This window comes from Actinophytocola sp. (assembly GCF_035634895.1).
In the GTDB taxonomy this organism is placed as follows: domain Bacteria; phylum Actinomycetota; class Actinomycetes; order Mycobacteriales; family Pseudonocardiaceae; genus Actinophytocola.
The window spans coordinates 1-20,941 of record NZ_DASQCC010000168.1 but is presented as its reverse complement, the minus strand read 5'-3'; the positions used below and the strand labels follow the sequence as shown (position 1 = coordinate 20,941).

Genomic DNA, 20,941 nt, shown 5'->3' with positions numbered 1-20,941 from the left:
CATGTCGCGGGACCACGAGGGCTTCCAGCGGGCACGGCGCCCCGAACAGAAGCAGCAGCGTCAGACCGCCATCCTCGAGGCCGCCCTCCGACTGGCCGAACGCGAAGGGATCCGCAACATCAGCCTGGCCGACATCGCGGGCGAGGTGGGCATGCACAAGACCGCGCTGCTCCGCTACTTCGAAACCCGCGAGGACATCTACCTGCACCTGGCGATCGACGCCTGGCGGGAATGGGCCGACGTCCTGGGCGCCGACCTGAAGTCCCTGGCGACGGACGACTTCCAGGGCGTGGCGAAGGCGTTCGGCCGAACCCTGGAAGAACGCCCGTTCCTGTGCGACATCTTCACCCACTCGACCCTGAACCTGGAACGCAACGTCTCGGTGGAGCCCCTGCTCGGCTTCAAGCTGGCCGCCCACACCGCGGTACAGGGCCTGGCCAACGCCGTCCATGTGGTACTCCCCGACCTGGCCAACGACGACTGCGTGGAGATCGTCGGCGCGGTCACCGCCATCGCCGCCACGCTGGGCCAGATCGTCCACCCACCCCCCACCGTCGCCCAGCTCTACGCCGAACACCCCCACCTGGCCTTCAGTTTCGACTCCTTCGCCGCGACGATCACCCGCCTGACCGAAATCCTGGTCCTGGGCATGCGCGCGAGAAACGCCACAACCGAGAACCGCTGACCAGATCCGTCCGCACCCTGGCGGGTTGATGCCTACCGGGCAGCCCGGCCGAGCAGGAGGCTGACGGGCATGAGAGCACTCATCGTCATCGACGTCCAGGAGTCCTTCCGCCAGCGACCCATCTGGCAGGCCGTCAGCAACCCCGACATCGCCGACGACGTCAATGCGCTCGTCGCCGCGGCCCGAGCGGACGGCGACCTCGTCGTCTGGGTGCTGCACGCCGAACCGGGCACCGGCGGCGTCTTCGACCCCGCCAGCGGACACGTCCGCCTGCTGCCCGAGCTCGACTACCGGGACGGCGAGACCCTGCTGGTCAAGACCTCGGTCAACGCGTTCACCACGACGAACCTCGCTCAGTTGCTGACCACTCACGGCATCCGGGAGCTGCGGGTGTGCGGCATCCGCAGCGAGCAGTGCGTCGAGACCACGACCCGGATCGGCTCCGACCTCGGCTACCAGATGACCTACGTGGTCGACGCGACCGCGACCTTCCCGATGGCGCATCCGGACGCGCCCGCCGACCGGACGGTCGCCGAACTGCTCGCCGACCCCCGCACCAAGCAGGCGGACGACATCGTCGCGCACACCGCGCTGGTGCTCGCCGACCGCGGCTTCGCGACGGTGCGGACGGTGGCGGAGGTGACGGGTACCCTGACCAGATCGTGAAAGTCGTCTTCGTCCTCGCGCCCGGCGTGCACCTGCTCGACCTCGCCGGGCCCGCGCAGGTGTTCCACAACGACCTCCTCGACTACGAGCTCCACTGGGTGGCCGAGGACACCGAGGTGCCCACCGCGCAGGGCCTGCCCGTGCACGCCGCCGTCGCGTGGCCGAAGCTGACGGTCGACGACCTGGTCGTGGTGCCCGGCTGGCGCTCCCCGTCACTCGCCGCGACGTTCGCGCTCGGCCGAGCGACCCTCGACCGTGTCCGCGCTCACCACGACAACGGCGGCCTGGTCGCGAGCGTGTGCGCGGGCGCCGACGCGCTGGGCAAGGCAGGCCTGCTCGACGGCCGCCGCTGCACGACCCACCACGACCTGCAGGACGAGCTCGCCCTGCGCCACCCGAAGGCCACGGTCGTCCGGGACGTCCTGTACGTGGTGGACGGGCGGGTCGCGACGTCCGCCGGCATCGCGAGCGGCATCGACCTGGCGCTGCACCTCGTGGCGACCAGGCACGGCCCCGCGATGGCGGCGCGGGTCGCACGGTCGATGGTCGTCTACGCACGCCGCAACGGCGACGAGCACCAGGCGAGCGCGATGCTGCGCCACCGGTCGCATGTGGACGACACCGTGCACCGGGTCCAGGACCTCATCGACGCCCGTTTCGCCACGCCCCTCCCCCTCACCGCGCTGGCCGACGCGGCTGGGGTGAGCCCGCGGACGGTGACCCGACTGTTCGGCCGGGCGACGGGCCTGACCCCGCTGCGCTACCAGCACCTGCTGCGCGTCGAACGGGCCGAGCACCTCATCGGCCACGGCGCGACGGTCGAGTCGGCGGCGCGGGCGGTCGGCTTCGAGGACGCCCGCATGCTGCGCCGCCTCCGGGCCCGTTGACCGGCACGGATCACACCGGTGCACCGCGCGAACTGGGTAGTCTCGGAACCATGGGCAATGGGCTGACGACCGAGCGGCTGGTGGTGCGGGACTGGCAGCTCGACGACGCCGCCGCGGCGCTGGCGATCTACGGCGTCGACAAGGTCACCCGCTGGCTGACGCCGGCGATGGGGCAGGTCGCGGACGAGGACGCCATGCGCCTGCTGCTGCAGGCGTGGATCGAGTCGCAACCGAACATGACGCCGCCCCGCGGCCGCTGGGCGGTCGAGCGCAAGGAGGACGGCGAGGTCGTCGGCGGCCTCGGGATCCGCCTGCTGCCGCCCTACGAGGAGGACCTCGAGCTGAGCTGGCAGCTGCGCCCGGAGGCATGGGGCAACGGTTACGCCTCGGAGGCGGGCGGCGCCCTGATCAGGTGGGCGTTCACCCAGGAGATCGACGAGCTGTTCGCGGTCGCCCGCCCGACCAACACCCGCGCCGTCGGCACCGCGAAACGGCTCGGCATGTCGTGGGTCGGCGAGACGGACAAGTACTACAACCTGCGCCTGCAGGTGTTCCGGATTCGCCCGAGCGATCTGGCCGACTGAGAACCCCTCTTCCCACCCCGAATTCCTTGCGCACCGTTCGCGAGGCCATCGCCGCGGAGCACGGCGGCTGCGGCCGGGCCGGTCCTGCATGATGTCCGTATGGCACGCGTTCTGATCACGGGTTCGTCCAGCGGCCTTGGCCTGATGGCCGGGCAGCTGCTGATCGAGGAGGGCCACGAGGTCGTCCTGCACGCCCGTGACAGGTCGCGGGACCCCGGCATCGCCGAGGTGGTGCTTGGCGACTTCACGAGCATGGCCGCGGTCCGCTCGGTGGCGGCCCAGGCGGACGAGCTGGGCCCGTTCGACGCGGTGATCCACAACGTGGCGCTCGGCTACCAGGAGCGGCGGCGGATCGTCACCGAGGACGGCTTCGCGCACGTCTTCGCGGTGAACGTCCTGGCTCCGTACCTGCTGACGGCGACGATGGCGCGCCCGTCCCGGCTGGTGTACCTGAGCTCGAGCATGCACCGCGGTGGCACCCCGTCGCTGGACGACCTGCAGTGGGAGCGCCGCCGCTGGAACGGCTCACAGGCGTATTCGGACTCGAAGTTCTGGGACGTGGTCCTGGCCTTCGCCCTGGCCCGCCGCTGGCCGTCGATCCCGTCGAACGCGGTCGACCCGGGTTGGGTGGCGACGCGCATGGGCGGCCGCGGCGCCGCCGACGATCTGTCACAGGGCCACGTGACCCAGGTCCGTCTGGCGCTCGGCGAGCTAGCCGGCACCGGCGCCTACTACTACCACCTGACCAGGTCGAACCCGCATCCGGCGACCAGCGATCCGGCCCTCCAGGACGCGTTCCTGACCAGGTGCGCGGAGCTCACCGGCAACCCGATCGAGTGAACTGTCCGCGAGTGGCTCGACCGTTGGGCCATTCGGCGCAATCATGAACTCATGTTCGAAAGCCCCCTGCTCTCCTACTCAGCCACCACGCGTGGCGTAGCGGCGCCGCCCGACGGTCGCGATCGCCACCAGCGGCACGCTGACCGCCAGCGTGCACGCGAACATCGCGGTGAAGCTGCCCGCGTCGACCATCGGCCCGAACACGGCCGCGCCGATCGCGCTGCCGATGAAGAGGTTGGTGGCGAACAAGGACACGGCCATGGCCCGGTAACCCGGCGCCATGTCGGTCGCCCACGTCTGCAGCGTCGAGTGCATGAACGCCCACCCGCCGCCGAGCAGCACCGCTCCGAGCACGATCGCGACGGCCCCCTGCGAGATCACCATCACGACGTAGGCGAACACCGCCATCCCGCCGCCGATGAGGATCAGCAGCCACGGCGCCACCTTTCGCGTGCGTCCCTTGACCACCCGCGCGAACACGATCACCGACGCCCCGTAGGCGGCGGTGAGCAACCCCGACACGGTGACCGACAGGCCGGACGCGTGCAGCACGACAGGAAGGAACGTCAACGGCCCCAGGAGAACGAGCCCTTCGGCAAGCACCAGCCCGAGAACGAGCAGTGCCAGCCGGTTGGTGAGCACCCCCTTGACCGACGACCACACGGGCGGCGGCGACCCGAGCGACGGCTCGACCAACGCACGCAGGAAGTAAGAAAGAGCCCCGGCGATGAGAGCGGTAAGGGCGAAGGCAACCCGCCAGCTGGTGAAGTCCGCGATGGCGCCGGCGGTCACGGTGGCCATGGCCATGCCGACCGCGGAACTGGTCATCAGGTCGGTGAGGGGCGCCTGACGCTCCCGCACGGGCACGGTGTCGCCGATGTAGACGAGCCCCCCGGGAATCGCCGCGGCGAAGCAGCCACCGGTGACCCCACGTGCCACGACCAACCACCCGACACTGGGCACGAACGCCGAGGCGAGCCCACCGACCATGGCGAGAAGAAGGGCCAGCCGCATGGTCCGTACCCGCCCGAGCCGATCGGACACGACGGCCCACCCCACCTGGGCGACGCCGTAACACAGGAAGTAGACGGCAGCGGCCTTACTGACCGCGTCCACCGACCGCCCCATCTCAGCCGCGATGACGACCAACATTGGCGCGATCATCAGACGATCGAACTGCGAGGTGAACGACCCCAGCTGCAACAACCGAAGCGACCGGGCCGACATCGCTGTCTGGTTCGCGCCGCTCGACATGCCTCCCAGTCAAACCCCGCAACCATCCTCCGTACCAGCCGTGACGACCGTGTTACTCACCACACACCACACCGACCACAACACATCCGACCACCGCCCACTCCACACGCCCCCGCGCCCGCATGGCGCACCCCCGACCACCCGGTCTCGATCCTTGACAACTAAAGAGTGCACACATCGCGGTCGTTTGCCGCGACGAAGAGCAGGCACCGACTCGGTGATCATGACGTCCGCTGACGCCGGCCCGTCCGTTGACGGCGGAGCTGCTGACGCTTCGTGATCACCCGAAGTACCCATACCTGGGCTGCCATCACGACCTGTCAACCTGTCGTGGGACCGATCCGCCACGCTGTCGCCCACCCGACCAGTGTTGAACCCAGCGCGATGTTCAACCCAGCGCACGTTCAACCCAGCGCACGTTCAACCCAGCGCATCCATCAAGCTGTCACCACCATCTGATCCAAGACCGGATCGCGTTGGCCGAGAACAGAGCCGCGTAGGCGTTCGAGCCGTCCGTCGATCCCTTCGACTGACCGCAGCGATGCGTCCGTTGCAGATACCAGAGCGGTCGAAATAGGCAAGCACGTCGCCAACGCACGTCTTCAGAATCCGACTACTCACTATCCGACCTCTTCACTATCCGACCGCGATGCTCGTCGTCGAGCAGGACCTGCGCACCCTCGGCCAGAACCGCGCCGTTGGCGGTGTTCCGCGAAACCACGAGGCCCGCGGCGATCCGGGCCGCCCCGGACCACGGTCAGGTGCTGGACCACGACCGCCTCCAGCGCCCACCACATCGCGAGAGCTTCGCTCGACGACACGGCCGTTGTCCGGGCACCACACCGTGCCCGCGGCCGTCGTCGATAGTCCGGTGCCCCTGTCAGGCGCGATCGTGAAGCGTGACCTGGTAGCCGTCGGGGTCGGCGAAGGTGAATGTCCGGCCGAAGGGACCGTCGATCGGCGCGGAGACGATGGTGTGACCGTCGGCGACGAGAGCGTCGTGGATGCCCTGGACGTCTGTGGCGTGGAGCCAGATCGCGGCACCGATGCCGGGCTGGGCAACGGAGGCGAGATCGGTGCCGGGAACGACGTCGCGAAGTGCGAACGCGATCGGCTTCGTCTCGAAGACGACGGCGTGCGGAGGTCCGGCCTGCGAACGGACCAGACCGAGGTACCGCTCGTAGAACGCCCGCGAAGCGTCGAGATCGCGCGCTTGGAGCGAGATGAAGTCGGGGCCGGTGACGGGCATGGTGCTGCTCCTTCGTTTCATGTCAGTCTTCTGACACGCGTCAATGTATGTCAGAATACTGACATGAGTCAAGACGGCGACGGCGTCGACCTGGAGACGTCCCTGGGCTACCTGCTGAAAGAGGCGTCGAGCGCGCTCCGCACAGCCATGGAGGAGGTGCTCCGGCCACTCGGGATGAACGTGACCCACTACTCCTGCCTCGAACTGCTGTCCCAACGCCCGGGCTTATCGAACTCCGAGCTAGCACGAGGCGCGTTCGTCACCCGGCAGACGATGAACGTGCTGCTCCAAGCCCTGGAACGAGACGGCTACGTGACCAGACCCGCCGAGGCACCCGTCGGGAAGGCCCTTCCCACACGCCTCACACCTCGCGGCCGCCGGAGGCTGGAGAAGGCGTCCACAGCGGTCCGGTCCGTCGAGGTCAGAATGCTGGCCGGCATGACCGAGACCGAGCAGTCAGCCGCGTTCCGGATCCTGCAGAGCATGATCCACTCCCTACGCAATACCAACGGCGTCGGATAGCTAACGCCTCGTCCCCGCACACACCCGCCCCTGCGATGAGAACCGACCCGACGTTCGCCGCTCGCCCAACTCGCACGTCTGGCCACCCACACCGGTCATCTCGTCCTTTCCCGAGGGTGTTTCTGGGCTTGGACGTGGGCAAGGGCGAGCACCACGCCGCCGGCCCGACCCCGGATGGAAGCGGCTGCACGACGGGCCACTGCCCAAGACCGAGCGCAGGCCGCGGGCGTTGTTCGACAAGCTCCCCAGCACGGGCAACTGCTAGCCGTGGCCGACCACCCAGCCACGATCGGGACGTTGCCGGTCGCGGTCGCTCGCGCAGCAGGTCGCCAGGTGGCCTACCTTCCCGACCTGGCCACGCCCGCGTCGCCGATCTCTACCCAGGCCGGACCCCACCCGCGACGCGTTCATCATCGCCGACGAAGCCCGCCCTGCCGCACACACTGCGGCCGGTCAACATCGGCGACAACGCCCTGGCGAAGCTCGACGTGCTGGTCGGGTTCGACGACAACCGCACCCTCTCGCCGAGGCCCTGACCTCGACGCACGACACCGACGTCAGGACCACAGCCAGCATCCCGCTCGAATCAGCGACGCCTCCGGATTCAGGTCCTCCCCGCACCCGGCCGCACACCCCGGCATCACCCCGGTTACCCGAATTTCCGCTCCTCGATCAAGGGCGCGCCCGCACCGGCAACCGCACGCTCAAGCCCGCGTTCTTCCTTACCACCCCGAGACATCAATCTTGCGCATCCATGCAAATTTGCCGACACGCGCAAGTTTGATGTACCGTCCCCGGCATGGACGCCGAATCCGCAGGCCTGCGGGAGCGCAAGAAGGCAGCGACCCGCACGGCACTGATCCAGGCAGCCTGGCGACTCACCGTCGAGCACGGACCCGCGCGGGTCCGGGTGGAGGACATCGCCGCGGCCGCCGGCGTCTCCACCCGGACGTTCAACAACTACTTCGCGTCGAAAGAGGACGCGCTCATCGCCCTCGGCGCCGACCGCGCGGCGCGAGTGGAAGCCGCGGTGCGGGCCCGCCCAGCGGACGAACCGCTGTGGGAGGTACTGACCACAGTGCTGACCGAACAGTTCTCCGGCGCCGCCGCGGTCCCCCACCAGCACGCAAGCCTGACCGCCGCCACCCCGGAGCTCGCCGCCGCGCAGCAGCGCCTGCACCAGGTCGTCGAACCCGCCCTCGCACACGCGATCGCCGACCGGCTGGGCATGGACGCCGACCGGGACCTGTACCCGCGGCTGGTCGCCGCGGCGGTCCTCGCCGCCACCCGCGTGGCCTTCGAACACTGGCGCGCCGCCACGCCGGACGAACCGTTTCCCGTGCTGCTCAAAGAAGTACTGGCTCGGTTCGCGGTCGGCCTGACCCCGCCGCGCCGGTCTGGAAAGGCGCGCCGATGACCGAGGACGTCGTGATCGTCGGCGCCGGGCCGACCGGACTCATGCTCGCCGGTGAACTGCTTCTGGCCGGCGTGCGCCCGGTCGTGCTCGACCGACTACCCGAGCCCGCCGGCCAGACCAAGGCGCTCGGGATCCTGGGGCGGGCCGTGGACATGCTCGACTACCGAGGCCTCTTCGACCGCTTCAGCGCCCAGGCGCCCGCCGGGCCGACCGGGTTCGCCCACTTCGGCATGATCCCCCTGGACCTGAGCGGCATCGACGACCTGCGCGGGATCTTCATCCGGCAGCCCGACACCGAGCGAATCCTCCTGGACCGGGCACGGGAGCTCGGCGCGGAGATCCGGCGTGGGCACGAGGTCACCGGGCTCCGCCAGGACCGCGACGGCGTGACCCTGGACATCCACGGCGGCATCCCGCTGAGAGCGCGCTACGTGGTGGGCTGCGACGGCGGCGGCAGCACGGTCCGCACGCTGGCCGGCATCGGCTTCCCCGGTCTGCCGCCCACCCGGCTGCTGCGTCTCGCCGAGGTCGAACTGCCCGACGGTCCAACCTCCGGTGCGACGTTCGTCCCGCTCGGCGCCGGCATCTACCGCGTGGTCACCAGCGAGCCCTACCCACCCGGCTTCGACCGCTCCACCCCCATGACCGTCGACGAGCTGCGGGCCAGCCTGGGCGGACATCACCTGACCATCGGCGCGGTGCACTGGCTGTCCCGGTTCACCGACGCCAGCCGGCAGGCCGAGCGCTACCGGGCCGGCCGGGTGCTCCTCGCCGGCGACGCCGCCCACACCCACCTGCCCGCCGGCGGCCCCGGCCTGAACACCGGCCTGCTCGACGCGGTCAACCTGGGCTGGAAGCTCGCCGCGCAGGTCCACACCTGGGCCCCTCCCACCCTGCTGGACACCTACCACACCGAACGCCACCCCGCGGGCGCTCGCGTGCTCCTCCACACGCGTGCCCAGGCGGCCCTGCTCAGCGACGGCCAGCACACCCCCGCGCTGCGCGAGGTGGTCGGCCGGCTCCTCCGGCACGAGCACGCCGTGCGAGAGGTGGTCAACCTCATGTTCGCGCTGGACACGCGCTACGACATGCCGGCAGGTGGCACACACCCCCTGCTCGGCCGGTGGATGCCCGACCTCGCCCTCACCCACGCCGGCACAGACACCGGCACCGGCACCGGCACCGGCACCGATGGTCCGACCCGCGTCGCCGAGCTGCTGCGCACCCCGACGGCCGTCCTGCTGGACCTCACCCCGGACCGCAGGTACGCCGCCGGGGTCACCGGCTGGCAGGACCGCCTCGCGGTGGTCACCGCCCACTGCGCCGACCCGCCCGCCGACGCGTTCCTCATCCGCCCCGACGGTCACGTCGCCTGGACCGCCGGCACCCCACCACACGAAGCGCTGACCACCTGGCTAGGCCAACCGTGCTGACACGGCCCGGCGCGTCAGCTCAGCCCAGCGCGTCGACCGGCCTGGTCCGCATCGCGAGGCGGGTCGGGATACCGATCGCGAGCAGCCCCAGTACCGCCGTCACGACCACGATCGCCAGGTAGGCCAGGGGCTCGATCGCCGGGAGCGGCGACTCCGTCATCCCGATGCTCACCCCGACCAGCGGAGGCAGCGCCGCCAGTGAACCGACCACCAGCGCGATGCCGACCACGATGCAGGCCTCGATCCGCGTCATCCGGCGCACCTGCCGGGTGCCCGTGCCGACCAGCCGCAGCAACGCGAACTCCCGCGACCGTGCCGCTGTCGCCATGACCAGCGTGTTCACCACGGCGATGGCGACGTAGCCGAGGATGACGAACAACGCGATCAGGTTCACCCAGGTCTGGGTGTCACGCTGCTCCTGGCCGGCCGCCGTCATGCCGGCCCGGTCCTGCACCGTCAGGCCGGGCAGCTCCGACAGCGCCTTCCGGGCCGCGGCCACGTCCGAGGCGGCCACCAGGATCGACTGGTCCAGTCGGGTCGTCGTGTGCGCGGCGAGCACGTCGTGCGACAGGGTCACGTCGCCGAACCCGAGCCCGCGCCCGTAGGTCGCGACCACCTTCGGCCGCATGACCGCCCCGTCGCCGAGGTGCAGCTCGATGGTCTCGCCGACGTCGACCCCGAGCGTCTCGGCGGCCATCGTGCTCAGCGCGACGGTCTCGCCCTTCAGGTCGCTGAACCGGCCCTCGCGCGGCTCGAGGTCGAGCGTGCGGTCGAGCCCCGCGGTCGGCACCCCCTGGGCCGCGAACGGCGACACCTCCCAGGTGCCGGCCGTCAGGTGCTTCACGAACACCTGGCTGCGCACCACGGGCGTCACCGCCGAGACCCCGTCGGCGGCGGTGACCTCCTCGGTCACCGAGGGCGCCAGACCGGACGGCGCGGTCACCACGAGGTCCGCGACGACCCCCTTGTCGGCCTGGTCCTCCGCAGCCGCGGCGACCGTCGACTGCGTGAAGAGCTGCACCGACGCCATGGTCACGGCCAGCACCAACGGGGTGACGGCCACCGCGAGGCGGCGTGCGCTCGCGGTCACGTTGGCGACCGCGAGGTACCCGCCGACCGGCGACGCCGACCGCAGCGGACCGCCGACGACCCGGATGGTCGCCTCGACCAGCCGCGGTCCGAGCAGCGCGATGCCCACCACCATCAGCAGCGCTGAGCCGGCCGCACCGGCCACCGCCGCCTCGCCCGGCAGGAACAGCGGCACCGCCGCCCCACCCGTCCCCGCCACGAGCGCGAGCAGTCCGGCCGTCACCCGCCACCGGGCCAGGGGCTTCGTCTCCACATCGGACTCCCGCAGCGCCTCGACCGGCTGGATCTTCGCCACGCGCCGGGCGGCGAGCCAACCCGCTATCCGTGCCGTGCCCAGGCAGAGCACGATCGCCGCCAACCCGGGCAGGGGACTGATCGCGAGCCCGAAGTCGGCGGGCAGCATCCCGACCTTGGCGAACGCCGCGCGCAAGCCGTAGGCCAGCGCATACCCGGGCACGGCACCGAGCACCGCGGCGACTCCGGCCACGAGCAGGATCTCGGCGCCGATGATGCGGTGCACCTGCCGCGGCGTGGCGGCGACGGCCCGCAACAGCGCCAGCTCGCGGCGCCGCTGCTGCACCGACAACGAGAGCGTGCTCCCGACCACGAGCATCGCGATCATGATCGCGGTCCCGGCGAAGGAAAGCGAGAGCAGGATCAGTTGCGAGCGCACCTGCCCCACGTCGAGGAACTCCACGTCACCGCGAGCGTCCCCGGTGTACACGGCCACGCTGGGCAGCGCGGCGGCGATCCGGTCGGCCACGGCGTCGGCGTCCTGGTCGGTGAGCACACCGACCGCGTCGACCTGCCTGGGCCGCCCGTACAGCTCACGGGCCTGCGTGTCGGTGAAGAACAACGTGGACTGGCGCCCCAGCGCCTCGGCGGTGATCCCGGTGACCGTGAACTTCCGCGGCACGGCCCCGATCGCGATGTCGACCTGGTCACCGACCTTGACGCCGGCGGCGAGGGCGCTGTCGAGCACGACCCCGTCCTCGCGGGGCGCCCCACCGTCCCGGAGGTGGAACGGGGTGAGCGCGGCGGCACTCCAGCCATGGCCGGACACGGGCCGCCCACCGACGGTCACCGGAACGGTGATGTCACCGACGACCTTGGTGACCCCCGGCACCGCGGCGATCCTGTCGACCACGTCGATCGGCAGGGGCACCCGCTCGCTGTACGGCTGGTCCATGTCCTCCTCGACGGAGATGGACTGCTGCGCGCCGACCACGACGGGCGCGCCGGCGAACCGCTGCGGCGGGACCCCGGCCCGCATCCCGGACTCGAACAACACCCCGAGCGCGGTGACGAGCGCGGCGGCGGCGAGCACCGCGACGAACATCCCGACGAAGGGTCCCTTCCTGTGGCGAATGGTCGCCATGGCGTGCTCGAACATCACCACTCACCCAGCCTGGTCATCCGCTCCGCCACCGCGGCCGGGTTCGGACGATCGAGGGAGTCGGCCAACCGCCCGTCCGCGAGGAACACGACACGGTCCGCGAAGGACGCGGCGATCGGGTCGTGGGTCACCATGAGCACGGTCTGCTTGAAGTGGTCGACGACGTTGCGCAGCAGGGTGAGCACCTGGCGGCCGGTGCGGGTGTCGAGCGCCCCGGTCGGCTCGTCGGCGAACATCACCTCGGGCCGGGTCACCAACGCCCGCGCGATCGCGACGCGCTGCTGCTGCCCCCCGGACAGCTCACTCGGCAGGTGCGTGAGCCGGTCGTCCAGCCCCACGTTCCCGACCACCTCGCGCAACCAGGCGTGGTCCACCGGCCGCCCGGCAAGACGCAGCGGGAGGGTGATGTTCTGCTCGACGTTCAACGCGGGCAGCAGGTTGTAGGCCTGGAAGACGAACCCGATCCGCTCACGTCGCAGCTGCGTGAGCGCGACCTCCTTGAGCTTGGACAGGTCGGTGTCCCCGAGCCGCACCGTGCCCGAGGTCGGCCGGTCGAGCCCTGCCGCACAGTGCAGGAAGGTGCTCTTGCCGGACCCCGAAGGGCCCATCACCGCGGTGAAACTACCGCGCGCCAGCGAAATGCTGACATTGTCGAGGGCCGTCACCGACGCCGCGCCCCGACCATACACTTTGGACACCTCGGTAAGCTGGACCGCGGTCGCCCCGGAGATCTTGGTTCCCATCACGACCTCAAAGTTAGGGATCATGACGCCACGAATCGATGGGGCTGGATACCGGTTCCCGGGTAGAGCCAGCTATACCCCATGCTTGTCCCATGCGTGATCAGGTGCTGGCGGTGTGGCGGGCGGGGGTGTTCCTGCTCGCCGGCGCGCTCACGGGCCTCGTCTCGCTCTTCGCACTGCCGTTCGTGCTGGTCCTGGCCCTGGTGGCCAGGCCGGTCGCGCGGCAGCTGCTGACCGTCGCGATCGAGTACGAACGCCGGCGGACCGCCGCGTACACCGGCCGTCCCATCCCCGAGGCGGCCGAACCGGACACCTGGCGCCACGGCATCTGGTTCGTCACCCACGCGCTCACCGGCACCGTCGTCGGCCTGGTCGGCGCGGCAGTGCCGGCCGCCGCGATCAACGCCCTGCTCGTCCCGCTGTACTGGTGGGCGGCGCCCAAGGACGACCCGGTCGCCGCGCCGTACCCGGTCACCTCCTGGACCGAGGCCGCGTTCATGCCGCTGCTCGCCGCCGGCTACGCGCTCGTCTCGCTGTGGATCACGCCGTGGCTCGCACGGACACAGTCCCGCTTCGCCCGCTGGCTGCTGTCCCCACCGCCAGGCGCACGCCTCGCCGAACGCGTCGCCGAGCTGACCGCCAGCCGCGCGGCCGCCCTGGAGGCACACGGCGCCGAGCTGCGCCGCATCGAACGCGACCTGCACGACGACACCCAGAACCGCATCGTGGCGGTCGCCATGCACCTCGGCATCATCGAGCGCGTCCTGCGCCGCGACCCGGCCGCCGCGCTCCCCCTGGTGCTCAAGGCCCAGGACGCCGCGAGCGACGCGCTCGTCGGCCTCCGCGGTGTGGTCCGCAGCATCTACCCGCCGGTCCTGGCCGAACGCGGACTCGACGGCGCGATCGCCGGCCTGATCGCCCGCAGCGCAGTGCCGACCACGCTCACGGTGACCGACCTGACCCGCGCCCCGGCGGCCGTCGAGTCGGCCGCGTACTTCGTGGTCGCGGAGGCACTCACGAACGTGGCGAAACACAGTGGGGCCGAGCACTGCGAGGTCCACCTGACCGGCCGTGACCCCGTGGTCATCGAGGTGCGGGACGACGGCCACGGCGGCGCCGACGAGGCAGGCGGAACCGGTCTCACCGGCATCCGCCGCCGGGTGGCCGCGTTCGACGGCACCACCTCGATCGACAGCCCGACCGGCGGGCCGACCGTCCTGCGAGTGGAGCTGCCATGCGGGTCGTGATCGCGGAGGACGACGCCCTGCTGCGCGAAGGGCTGGTGCTGTTGCTGGGCACCGAGGGCATCGAGGTCGCGGCGGCCACCGACAACCCGGACGACTTCCACGACGCCGTGGCCGCGGAGCGTCCCGACGCGGTGATCGTCGACGTCCGCCTGCCCCCGACCTTCACCGACGAGGGCCTACGCGCGGCGGTCGCGGCGAGGAAACTGGTGCCGGGCCTGCCGGTTCTCGTGCTGTCGGCCTACGTCGAGGACAGCTACGCGAGCGACCTGCTCGGCGACGGCACGGGCGGGATCGGGTACCTGCTGAAGGAACGGGTCGGCAAGGTGCGGACGTTCCTGGACGCCCTGCACCGGATCGTGGCCGGTGGCACCGCACTGGATCCCGAGGTGGTGACGCAGCTGATGGTCCGCCGCCACGCCGACGACCCGATCCGGACGCTCACACCCCGCGAGCGCGACGTCCTGTCCCTGATGGCCGAGGGCCGCACGAACTCCGGGATCGCGGAGGAGCTGGTGGTGAGCGAACCGGCGGTGAGCAAGCACATCGGCAACATCTTCATGAAGCTGGGCCTGCCGTCGAGCGAGAGCGGCCACCGCCGGGTCCTGGCCGTGCTCACGTACCTGCGTGCGTAGCGTCCCGCGCCCGGGAACGCGGTGGTCGCGTCGGTGGATCCCTGGGCGGACCGGCAACGCCGCCGGCAGGAAGCTGGGCCGTCGAACAGCCGCCGGACTTCCCGCGCGGGGACGCTAGACCGGCGCCTCCTCGAGCTTGCGCGCCAGGTGCGGCAGGATCTTGGCCCAGCCGGGCGCCATGTTCTCGAACGCGTGCCGGTGACGTGGGTCGTCAAGGTCGAAGCCGCTGTGCTCCAGGAACAGCCGGCTGCCGGCGCCTTCGGCCTCGATACGCCACGAGAGCGTCCAGTCCACGTCGCCCTCCCCGAAGGTGTAGGCGATCAGGCGGTTCTCCTCGACCGCGGTGACCGTGCAGGGTTGCCTGCCCCACCTACCCATGTCGATCGTGAACCGGTGCCCGACCTCGGGGCGGATGTCGCCGGCGGCCCACCAGGTGGCGAGGCGGTCGGGCTCGGTCAGCATGCGCCACACCTTCGCGGGCGGTTGGGCGATGAACTGGTCAACGTGAACCGTCTCGGTCATCGGACTCCTCCATGAGCTGGGACAGGGTGCGCATCCGGTCACGCCAGAAGCGCTCGAACGGGTGCAGCCAGTCGCTCACCGCGGCGAGCGGCTCGGCGGTCAGGTGGTAGTGCCGCTCCCGGCCGCGGACCTCCTCGCGGACGAGCTCCGCGCGCCGGAGGATCTGCAGGTGCTCCGACACGGCGGGCCGGCTGAGGTCGAACTGCGCGGCCAGTGAGCCGGCGGTCTGGGCGCCGTCCCGCAGCAGGTCGAGCAGCCGGCGCCGCACCGGGTTGGCCATCGCGGTGAAGAGCAGGTCGTCTGGCACGGCGGCAACAATATGTCGGAGATCTCCGACATGTCAATGACCTCCGACATGTTTGGGGAACTCACCCACATGGGTACACCGTTGTCCGGGTAGCGACGACGGAAGGAGCAGTAATGCCCTCACTGAAGAGACTGACCGCGGTCGCCGGTACCGCCGCCGCGGCGCGCAGCTACATCCGCAAGAACCCGGACAAGGTCTACAAGATGGCCGCGTCGGCCGGGAAGTTCATCGACAAGCGGACCAAGGGCAAGTACCACAAGCAGATCGACAACGCGGTGCGCAAGGTCCACCACATGACCGGCCGGACAGCGGAGAACGCGACCACGACGCCGGCCGCGGCCACGGCCCCCACCACGAGCCCGACCACGCACTGACATGGCCGCCGCGGCCTACGACGAGATCGCGGACTGGTACGAGCACGACTACCTCGAGACGTACGGCCGCCAGGACGCTATCGGCGTGGGTCAGCTGATCGACGAGCTACTCGGTCACGGCACCGGCACCTGCCTCGAAGTCGGCTGTGGCACGGGTTTCCACGCCGACCGGATCCGCCACCTCGGGTGGACTCCGGTCGGCGTCGACCTGTCGGCGAACATGCTGCGCCACGCGCGCGGCCGCCTGCCGGCGGTTCGCGCCGACGCCACCCGACTGCCCATTGTGGACGGTTCGGTGCCCGCGGCGCTGACGGTGATGACCCACACGGACATGCCGGCCTACGAGTCCGTGTTGCGCGAGGTCCGCCGAGTCCTCCGCCCGGGCGGGGTGTTCGTGCACATCGGCGTCCACCCGTGCTTCTGCGGCGGTTTCGCCGACCGCACGGATCCGTCGGCGATCGTCATCCGCCCCGGCTACCGGGCCAACTACTGGACCACCGACTCCTGGACCAACCAGGGCCTGCGCAACCGCGTGGGCGCCACCCACCGGCCACTGGCCACCCTGCTGAACACGTTCCTGGCGGCGGGCCTGACCCCGGAGCACTTCGCGGAGGGCGACAACGACCCGACCCCGATCGTCCTGGCGCTGCGTGCCAGATAGCGGGTGTCCGCGCCCCCGAACAGCCGGCCCAGGTTCCGGTGATGACCTCCCCTGGACAAAGAAACCGCCCGACCGGTTTTGTCAACTGGTCGGGCGTGCGCCTGAGCTAGACTGCGGCGCCGTTTCACCACAAGGAGGTCCTGTTGCTCAGGAAACTCACGATCGCGGCCGGCACCCTGCTGATGGCCGCCGCGAGCCTGATGGTGGCGACGCCCGCCGGCGCCGACACCCCGGGCACCACCCACGGCCCCTGCCAGTACACGAAGACCCCGGACGAGCCGGCCGCGCGGCCGGTCCCACTCCCACCCGACCCGGCACGCACGCCCAGCCGCGGCACCGTACGGGTGGACGTCCGCACGAACCAGGGACCGCTGCCGCTCACGCTGGACCGCGCGCAGGCGCCATGCACGGTGCAGAGCTTCGTCCACCTGGCGCGCTGGCGGTTCTACGACCGGACGACGTGCCACCGGCTGACGACCTACCCCACGCTGGAGGTCCTGCAGTGCGGCGACCCGAGCGGTACGGGTGAGGGCGGCCCCGGTTACTCCTACGCCGACGAGCTGCCGGTGGACCTGGAGCCGGCCCCGACCGACCCGACCGGCGCACGGAAGATCTACCCACGCGGCACCCTGGCGATGGCCAACGCGGGCCCGGACACCAACGGCAGCCAGTTCTTCCTGGTGTACGGCAACGCCTACCTCCGCCCGAACTACACGATCTTCGGCACCATCGGCGCCCCCGGCCTGGCCACGCTGGACCGCGTCGCCGCCGCCGGTGTCCAGCCGACCCCGGAGGACCCGGCCCCGCTCGACGGCCCGCCGGTGCTGCGCACGGACCTGAAGAAGGTCACGGCACACTGCTGACCCGTGCCGTGAGGGAACCCCTCCCGCAGGGGTTCCCTCACGGCACCAGGTCCTGGACCTGTTGGTACGTGGGGATGTCGTCGGTCAGCGGCGCGCTGTTCCCCCGCACCGCGCGGACCGCGGCCACGGCCGCCCCGAGCGCGGCGCGGAACAGGAACGAGCCCGTGCTCATCCGCCGCACCCCCAACCCGGGCAGCGCTTGGACGTTCGTCCGCCCCGGCAGGAACAACACGTTCAGCGGCACCGGAACCGCGGCGACGATCGGCGCGATGTCCCGCGCCGCCGCCAAACCCGGCACGAAGACCCCGTCCGCGCCGGCGTCGACGTAGGCACGCAGGCGGTCGGCCGTGTCCTTCCGCTCGACATCGAGCCAGTAGGTGTCGGTCCGGGCGTTCACGAACAACCCGCTCGCCCGCATCGCGGCGACCAGCCGGGCCTGGTGGGCCACCTCCCGCAGCCCGCCGCCCGGCAGGCCGTCCTCGATGTTCACCCCGGCCACCCCGAGCGCGGCCAGCTCGGCACCCAGCTCCCGCACCGCACCGGCGTCGTCGCCGAACCCGCCCTCGACGTCCACGCTCACCGGCACCGGCAGTCCCGTGAGCAGGCCGGCGAGCGCCACGGTCTGTGACCGGGCCGCGCGAGCGCCGTCCTTCACGCCGGCGGCGGCCGCGACACCCAGACTGGTCGTGCCAACAGCCGGAAAGCCCTCACGTGCCAGGGCGGCCGCGGACGCGAAGTCCCAGGCGTTGGGGAGCAGCAGGAACTCGTCGTGCAGGCGGCGAAAGCGTTCGACAACGGTCATGCCCGCCACCGTAGGCGGCGGACGGTTCGGCGCGGGCCGATGTGGGAACGACCGCCGTGGGAAAGGAGTGATGGCGATGCCTCAGGCATGGAGCAAGAAACGCGAGCGCCAGTACGAGCACATCAAGGAAGGTGCCGAGGATCGTGGTGCCGGCGAGAAGCGCGCCAAGGAGATCGCGGCGCGGACGGTGAACAAGAACCGCGCACAGTCCGGTGAGTCGCGGACGAAGAGTCGCAGCTCGACCGATGACATGTCACCGCAGAAGCGCGGCGGGCAGCGGTCCCACGAGGGACCGGGTGGGCCGACCAAGGAACAGCTCTACAACGAGGCCAAGAAGAAGAACGTCAAAGGCCGTTCGTCCATGACCAAGAAGGAACTGCAGAAGGCCCTCGGCCGGTGACCCACCCGGTCCTCTGTAGAAGGTCAGCCCTGCTCGAGGACCGCGAACTCCAGCTGCCCGTCGGAGGCGGCCTGGATGTCGAGAACCTTGTCCGACAGGAAGTCGGCCGCGCGTTCCTCCAGGAACACGTGCGCGCCCTCGTTCGCCGTGACGACCTGGTCACCCTCTGCCGGTGCGGTCGCCACGGTGAGCGCGAGCGCGGGCTGGGAGTCGACCTCGGTCTGCATGGCGAAGCGGAGTCCGCCTTCCTGCTGGATGCCACCCTGGGCGGTCAGCGCACTGATCGCCTCGGCAGCCGCTTCCGTTACCGCCAACATCGTTGATTTGGCTCCTTCGTTTCGACGGCTTGCCGGTCCCACGTTACCCAGAACGGCGTAAGGGGTGTGTTGAGGAGGTGGCATAGACCCGATACGGTGGTGGAGCCGTCACCAGGTGACGCGCGTACCTGTGTTATGCCTCAAAGATTGTGGGTACACCGGCGACATGTTCGAAGGAACCGAGGACGGCAGTCCAGAAGAGATCGAGCTGCGAATAGCCGCCGTACTCACGAACCTTCCCATCATCCGGTCGTTGGCCGCGAGCATCGCGATGCGCGCGGACTTCGATCTCGACTCCATCGCCGACCTCCGCCTGGCGGTCGACGAGGCGTGCTCGACACTGATCACACAAGGCGCACCGGGTTCCATGCTGCGGTGCACCTTCAGGGTCAGTGCGGAGGAGATCAGGTTCGTCGTGTCCGTACCGTCTACAAGTGACACCAAGCCGAGCAGCGACTCGTTCGGCTGGCGTGTCCTCACGACCCTCACCGACCACACCGCGACCTGGGTCGACGGCACTGGTGACGGCGTCGTGGACGCACCGCATCTCGTGCACATCGAGCTGGCCAAACGGCGGATGGAAGGGCTTCCCGGGTGACCGGGACGCAGAGTTCGCGCGCCAGAGACCAGGAGGGTTCGGCCACCGGCTACGAACATCTGATCCCGTTGTTCGACGAGCTGGCGGCACTACCGGAGGACGACCCTCGCCGCGGTGAGGTACGCAACAAGCTGGTGACCGGTCACCTGCCGCTGGCCGAGCACATCGCCACGAGGTTCTCGAACCGCGGGGTACCCCGCGAGGACCTGGTGCAGGTGGCGACCCTGGGCCTGATCAACGCCGTGGACCGGTTCCAGCCGGACCGGGGCACGGACTTCCTGTCCTTCGCCGTCCCGACGGTGATGGGCGAGGTCCGCAGGCACTTCCGCGACGCCAGCTGGGCAATGCACGTACCCAGGCGGCTCAAGGAGCTCAACCTGGCCATCAACGCGGCCAGCGCGGAGCTGTCCCAGCGCCTCGGCCGCGCGCCGACACCCAGTGAGCTGGGCAAACACCTGGACCTGACACCGGAGCAGGTGTTCGAGGGCCTGGAGGCCGGCAACGCCTACCACTCGATGTCCCTGGACGAGGCCCTGTCCCCCGAGGCCGACTCGGATCCGCTTGGCGACACCCTGGGCCAGCCCGACCAGGGCCTGGAGGGCGTGGAGAACTACGAGTCGCTACGGCCACTGATCGAGGCGTTGCCGGAGCGGGAGCGCCAGATCCTCACGCTGCGGTTCTTCCGACACATGACGCAGACCCAGATCGCCGACCGCATCGGCATCTCGCAGATGCACGTGTCACGCCTGCTGTCGAGAACCCTGGAAAACCTACGCAAGGGCATGCTCTCCGACCCGGAGAACTGACCCACGAATGCAGTGAAGGACCCCCTCGTCGAGGGGGTCCTTCACTGCGTTTCGGGCAAGCACGAGCCGGTGCGCTCGCCCGGCCGGTCGGTGGGCCCAGGGCAAGTCGGGCGAGCGATGGGCTGAGGAAGCGGCTTGCGGAGCATCGAAGCAGGCAGTCGACGCCGAGACGAGAGGCAGCGGATGAAGCGCCGAAGCAGCGAGAAGGCGAGACGAGAAGGCGGGACGCGAGACGAGGCAGCGTTGCCAAGCCGAGGCGGCGCGAGGCGAGGCAGCGCGAAGGCGAGGCAGCGCGAAGGCGAGGCGGGGGACGCCGCAAGGACGCGAGGCGAGCGCTGGCGGCCGGGGACGCGAGGATGCGAGCGAGAGCTGGACGGCGGGACGCAAGGCGAGGAGACGGAACGCGAGGGGACGGAAGGCGAGGCTGGGCGGCCGGGGACGCGAGGCGGAAGGCACTGCCAGAAGAGCAGACGGGGCCAGATAGCGAAGCAAGGCTAAGGAGCCAAGCGAACCGCCATCAACGCACGCAAGAAGCAGACAACGACAACCCCGCCTCAAGCTGACCTCGCCAACGACCCCCACTTGCCAAGCCCCTCACCACACCCCCCCCCCCCCCCCCCCCCCCCCCCCCCCCCCCCCCCCCCCCC

24 protein-coding genes and 1 pseudogene are annotated in these 20,941 nt (G+C 70.5%); 17 read left to right on the top strand and 8 right to left on the bottom strand.

Going from position 1 to position 20,941, the window contains the following annotated elements:
- The first annotated feature begins 1 nt into the window (after window position 1).
- From VET29_RS25085 to VET29_RS25065, 5 genes are all read left to right on the top strand, one after another.
- Window positions 2-685 (top strand): TetR/AcrR family transcriptional regulator, encoded by a 684-nt coding sequence (locus VET29_RS25085; protein ID WP_324924669.1) that lies wholly within the window; start codon window positions 2-4, stop codon window positions 683-685.
- Between the two features lie 69 nt (window positions 686-754).
- Window positions 755-1,351, top strand: coding sequence for an isochorismatase family protein (locus tag VET29_RS25080; protein ID WP_324924667.1), 597 nt, complete (start codon window positions 755-757; stop codon window positions 1,349-1,351).
- Window positions 1,348-2,238, top strand: coding sequence for a GlxA family transcriptional regulator (locus VET29_RS25075; protein WP_324924665.1), 891 nt, complete (start codon window positions 1,348-1,350; stop codon window positions 2,236-2,238). The genes VET29_RS25080 and VET29_RS25075 overlap by 4 nt, the downstream gene beginning before the upstream one ends.
- 50 nt (window positions 2,239-2,288) lie before the next feature.
- Window positions 2,289-2,822, top strand: coding sequence for a GNAT family N-acetyltransferase (locus tag VET29_RS25070; protein WP_324924662.1), 534 nt, complete (start codon window positions 2,289-2,291; stop codon window positions 2,820-2,822).
- 99 nt (window positions 2,823-2,921) lie between these two features.
- Entirely contained in the window at window positions 2,922-3,662 is a 741-nt protein-coding gene (locus tag VET29_RS25065; RefSeq protein ID WP_324924660.1) for an SDR family NAD(P)-dependent oxidoreductase, read from the top strand.
- 78 nt (window positions 3,663-3,740) lie between these two features.
- Here VET29_RS25065 and VET29_RS25060 read toward each other — a convergent pair whose 3' ends face one another.
- Together VET29_RS25060 and VET29_RS25055 are read right to left on the bottom strand one after the other, a co-directional pair.
- On the bottom strand, window positions 3,741-4,889 hold the full coding sequence (locus tag VET29_RS25060; RefSeq protein WP_324924719.1) for an MFS transporter: 1,149 nt from the start codon (window positions 4,887-4,889) through the stop codon (window positions 3,741-3,743).
- Between the two features lie 907 nt (window positions 4,890-5,796).
- Window positions 5,797-6,165 (bottom strand): VOC family protein, encoded by a 369-nt coding sequence (locus VET29_RS25055; protein ID WP_324924658.1) that lies wholly within the window; start codon window positions 6,163-6,165, stop codon window positions 5,797-5,799.
- Between the two features lie 63 nt (window positions 6,166-6,228).
- Here VET29_RS25055 and VET29_RS25050 point away from each other — a divergent pair, with 63 nt between their 5' ends.
- The 4 genes and pseudogenes from VET29_RS25050 (at window position 6,229) to VET29_RS25040 (ending at window position 9,537) form a co-directional block, all read left to right on the top strand.
- The gene (locus VET29_RS25050) at window positions 6,229-6,687 is read left to right on the top strand and encodes a MarR family winged helix-turn-helix transcriptional regulator (protein WP_324924656.1); all 459 of its coding nucleotides are present in this window, start codon (window positions 6,229-6,231) and stop codon (window positions 6,685-6,687) included.
- A gap of 116 nt (window positions 6,688-6,803) precedes the next feature.
- Window positions 6,804-7,199, top strand: a pseudogene (locus tag VET29_RS44120) (IS110 family transposase); the annotation flags it as partial.
- Window positions 7,200-7,486: 287 nt separating this feature from the next.
- Entirely contained in the window at window positions 7,487-8,104 is a 618-nt protein-coding gene (locus tag VET29_RS25045) for a TetR/AcrR family transcriptional regulator (protein ID WP_324924654.1), read from the top strand.
- Entirely contained in the window at window positions 8,101-9,537 is a 1,437-nt protein-coding gene (locus VET29_RS25040; protein WP_324924652.1) for an FAD-dependent monooxygenase, read from the top strand. The genes VET29_RS25045 and VET29_RS25040 overlap by 4 nt, the downstream gene beginning before the upstream one ends.
- Before the next feature lie 19 nt (window positions 9,538-9,556).
- Here VET29_RS25040 and VET29_RS25035 read toward each other — a convergent pair whose 3' ends face one another.
- Together VET29_RS25035 and VET29_RS25030 are read right to left on the bottom strand one after the other, a co-directional pair.
- A complete protein-coding gene (locus VET29_RS25035) occupies window positions 9,557-12,019 on the bottom strand; it encodes an FtsX-like permease family protein (protein ID WP_324924717.1) in 2,463 nt (820 codons plus the stop codon).
- Complete coding sequence (locus VET29_RS25030; RefSeq protein ID WP_324924715.1) at window positions 12,019-12,765, bottom strand: ABC transporter ATP-binding protein; 747 nt, start codon at window positions 12,763-12,765, stop codon at window positions 12,019-12,021. Before VET29_RS25030 ends, VET29_RS25035 begins: the two co-directional genes overlap by 1 nt.
- A 92-nt stretch (window positions 12,766-12,857) precedes the next feature.
- On the opposite strand from VET29_RS25030, the gene VET29_RS25025 reads away from it, so the two are divergent.
- Window positions 12,858-14,012, top strand: a complete 1,155-nt coding sequence (locus VET29_RS25025; protein WP_324924650.1) for a sensor histidine kinase — start codon at window positions 12,858-12,860, stop codon at window positions 14,010-14,012.
- Complete coding sequence (locus tag VET29_RS25020; protein WP_324924648.1) at window positions 14,000-14,644, top strand: response regulator transcription factor; 645 nt, start codon at window positions 14,000-14,002, stop codon at window positions 14,642-14,644. The genes VET29_RS25025 and VET29_RS25020 overlap by 13 nt, the downstream gene beginning before the upstream one ends.
- 114 nt (window positions 14,645-14,758) lie before the next feature.
- On the opposite strand, the gene VET29_RS25015 is transcribed toward VET29_RS25020, so the two are convergent.
- A complete protein-coding gene (locus VET29_RS25015) occupies window positions 14,759-15,166 on the bottom strand; it encodes an SRPBCC domain-containing protein (protein WP_324924647.1) in 408 nt (135 codons plus the stop codon).
- A complete protein-coding gene (locus VET29_RS25010) occupies window positions 15,144-15,473 on the bottom strand; it encodes a metalloregulator ArsR/SmtB family transcription factor (protein WP_324924645.1) in 330 nt (109 codons plus the stop codon). The genes VET29_RS25015 and VET29_RS25010 overlap by 23 nt, the downstream gene beginning before the upstream one ends.
- A 113-nt stretch (window positions 15,474-15,586) precedes the next feature.
- Between VET29_RS25010 and VET29_RS25005 the strand changes: the two genes are divergently transcribed.
- The 3 genes from VET29_RS25005 (at window position 15,587) to VET29_RS24995 (ending at window position 17,371) form a co-directional block, all read left to right on the top strand.
- Complete coding sequence (locus VET29_RS25005; RefSeq protein WP_324924643.1) at window positions 15,587-15,847, top strand: antitoxin; 261 nt, start codon at window positions 15,587-15,589, stop codon at window positions 15,845-15,847.
- Between the two features lies 1 nt (window position 15,848).
- Window positions 15,849-16,508 carry a class I SAM-dependent methyltransferase gene (locus VET29_RS25000; RefSeq protein ID WP_324924641.1) on the top strand — a complete coding sequence of 220 codons (660 nt, stop codon included), beginning with the start codon at window positions 15,849-15,851 and terminating at the stop codon, window positions 16,506-16,508.
- Window positions 16,509-16,690: 182 nt separating this feature from the next.
- Window positions 16,691-17,371, top strand: coding sequence for a peptidylprolyl isomerase (locus VET29_RS24995; RefSeq protein ID WP_324924713.1), 681 nt, complete (start codon window positions 16,691-16,693; stop codon window positions 17,369-17,371).
- Window positions 17,372-17,408: 37 nt separating this feature from the next.
- Here the strand turns inward: VET29_RS24995 and VET29_RS24990 are convergent, their stop codons facing one another.
- Complete coding sequence (locus VET29_RS24990) at window positions 17,409-18,173, bottom strand: isocitrate lyase/phosphoenolpyruvate mutase family protein (RefSeq protein WP_324924639.1); 765 nt, start codon at window positions 18,171-18,173, stop codon at window positions 17,409-17,411.
- Between the two features lie 76 nt (window positions 18,174-18,249).
- On the opposite strand from VET29_RS24990, the gene VET29_RS24985 reads away from it, so the two are divergent.
- Window positions 18,250-18,573 (top strand): plasmid stabilization protein, encoded by a 324-nt coding sequence (locus VET29_RS24985; RefSeq protein ID WP_324924638.1) that lies wholly within the window; start codon window positions 18,250-18,252, stop codon window positions 18,571-18,573.
- Window positions 18,574-18,596: 23 nt separating this feature from the next.
- Here the strand turns inward: VET29_RS24985 and VET29_RS24980 are convergent, their stop codons facing one another.
- Complete coding sequence (locus VET29_RS24980; protein WP_324924636.1) at window positions 18,597-18,890, bottom strand: iron-sulfur cluster biosynthesis protein; 294 nt, start codon at window positions 18,888-18,890, stop codon at window positions 18,597-18,599.
- A gap of 166 nt (window positions 18,891-19,056) precedes the next feature.
- Between VET29_RS24980 and VET29_RS24975 the strand changes: the two genes are divergently transcribed.
- Both VET29_RS24975 and VET29_RS24970 read left to right on the top strand, forming a co-directional pair.
- The gene (locus VET29_RS24975; RefSeq protein WP_324924634.1) at window positions 19,057-19,488 is read left to right on the top strand and encodes an ATP-binding protein; all 432 of its coding nucleotides are present in this window, start codon (window positions 19,057-19,059) and stop codon (window positions 19,486-19,488) included.
- A complete protein-coding gene (locus VET29_RS24970) occupies window positions 19,485-20,294 on the top strand; it encodes a SigB/SigF/SigG family RNA polymerase sigma factor (protein WP_324924632.1) in 810 nt (269 codons plus the stop codon). The genes VET29_RS24975 and VET29_RS24970 overlap by 4 nt, the downstream gene beginning before the upstream one ends.
- The last annotated feature ends 647 nt before the right edge of the window (window positions 20,295-20,941 follow it).

What these genes read in the sequence shown, in the direction of transcription:
- VET29_RS25085 (WP_324924669.1), top strand. Translation starts at nt 2, where the DNA reads ATGTCGCGGGACCACGAGGGCTTCCAGCGGGCACGGCGCCCCGAACAG.
- VET29_RS25080 (WP_324924667.1), top strand. Translation starts at nt 755, where the DNA reads ATGAGAGCACTCATCGTCATCGACGTCCAGGAGTCCTTCCGCCAGCGA.
- VET29_RS25070 (WP_324924662.1), top strand. Translation starts at nt 2,289, where the DNA reads ATGGGCAATGGGCTGACGACCGAGCGGCTGGTGGTGCGGGACTGGCAG.
- VET29_RS25065 (WP_324924660.1), top strand. Translation starts at nt 2,922, where the DNA reads ATGGCACGCGTTCTGATCACGGGTTCGTCCAGCGGCCTTGGCCTGATG.
- VET29_RS25060 (WP_324924719.1), bottom strand. Translation starts at nt 4,889, where the DNA reads ATGTCGGCCCGGTCGCTTCGGTTGTTGCAGCTGGGGTCGTTCACCTCG.
- VET29_RS25055 (WP_324924658.1), bottom strand. Translation starts at nt 6,165, where the DNA reads ATGCCCGTCACCGGCCCCGACTTCATCTCGCTCCAAGCGCGCGATCTC.
- VET29_RS25050 (WP_324924656.1), top strand. Translation starts at nt 6,229, where the DNA reads ATGAGTCAAGACGGCGACGGCGTCGACCTGGAGACGTCCCTGGGCTAC.
- VET29_RS25045 (WP_324924654.1), top strand. Translation starts at nt 7,487, where the DNA reads ATGGACGCCGAATCCGCAGGCCTGCGGGAGCGCAAGAAGGCAGCGACC.
- VET29_RS25040 (WP_324924652.1), top strand. Translation starts at nt 8,101, where the DNA reads ATGACCGAGGACGTCGTGATCGTCGGCGCCGGGCCGACCGGACTCATG.
- VET29_RS25035 (WP_324924717.1), bottom strand. Translation starts at nt 12,019, where the DNA reads ATGTTCGAGCACGCCATGGCGACCATTCGCCACAGGAAGGGACCCTTC.
- VET29_RS25030 (WP_324924715.1), bottom strand. Translation starts at nt 12,765, where the DNA reads ATGGGAACCAAGATCTCCGGGGCGACCGCGGTCCAGCTTACCGAGGTG.
- VET29_RS25025 (WP_324924650.1), top strand. Translation starts at nt 12,858, where the DNA reads ATGCGTGATCAGGTGCTGGCGGTGTGGCGGGCGGGGGTGTTCCTGCTC.
- VET29_RS25020 (WP_324924648.1), top strand. Translation starts at nt 14,000, where the DNA reads ATGCGGGTCGTGATCGCGGAGGACGACGCCCTGCTGCGCGAAGGGCTG.
- VET29_RS25015 (WP_324924647.1), bottom strand. Translation starts at nt 15,166, where the DNA reads ATGACCGAGACGGTTCACGTTGACCAGTTCATCGCCCAACCGCCCGCG.
- VET29_RS25005 (WP_324924643.1), top strand. Translation starts at nt 15,587, where the DNA reads ATGCCCTCACTGAAGAGACTGACCGCGGTCGCCGGTACCGCCGCCGCG.
- VET29_RS25000 (WP_324924641.1), top strand. Translation starts at nt 15,849, where the DNA reads ATGGCCGCCGCGGCCTACGACGAGATCGCGGACTGGTACGAGCACGAC.
- VET29_RS24995 (WP_324924713.1), top strand. Translation starts at nt 16,691, where the DNA reads ATGGCCGCCGCGAGCCTGATGGTGGCGACGCCCGCCGGCGCCGACACC.
- VET29_RS24990 (WP_324924639.1), bottom strand. Translation starts at nt 18,173, where the DNA reads ATGACCGTTGTCGAACGCTTTCGCCGCCTGCACGACGAGTTCCTGCTG.
- VET29_RS24985 (WP_324924638.1), top strand. Translation starts at nt 18,250, where the DNA reads ATGCCTCAGGCATGGAGCAAGAAACGCGAGCGCCAGTACGAGCACATC.
- VET29_RS24980 (WP_324924636.1), bottom strand. Translation starts at nt 18,890, where the DNA reads ATGTTGGCGGTAACGGAAGCGGCTGCCGAGGCGATCAGTGCGCTGACC.
- VET29_RS24975 (WP_324924634.1), top strand. Translation starts at nt 19,057, where the DNA reads ATGTTCGAAGGAACCGAGGACGGCAGTCCAGAAGAGATCGAGCTGCGA.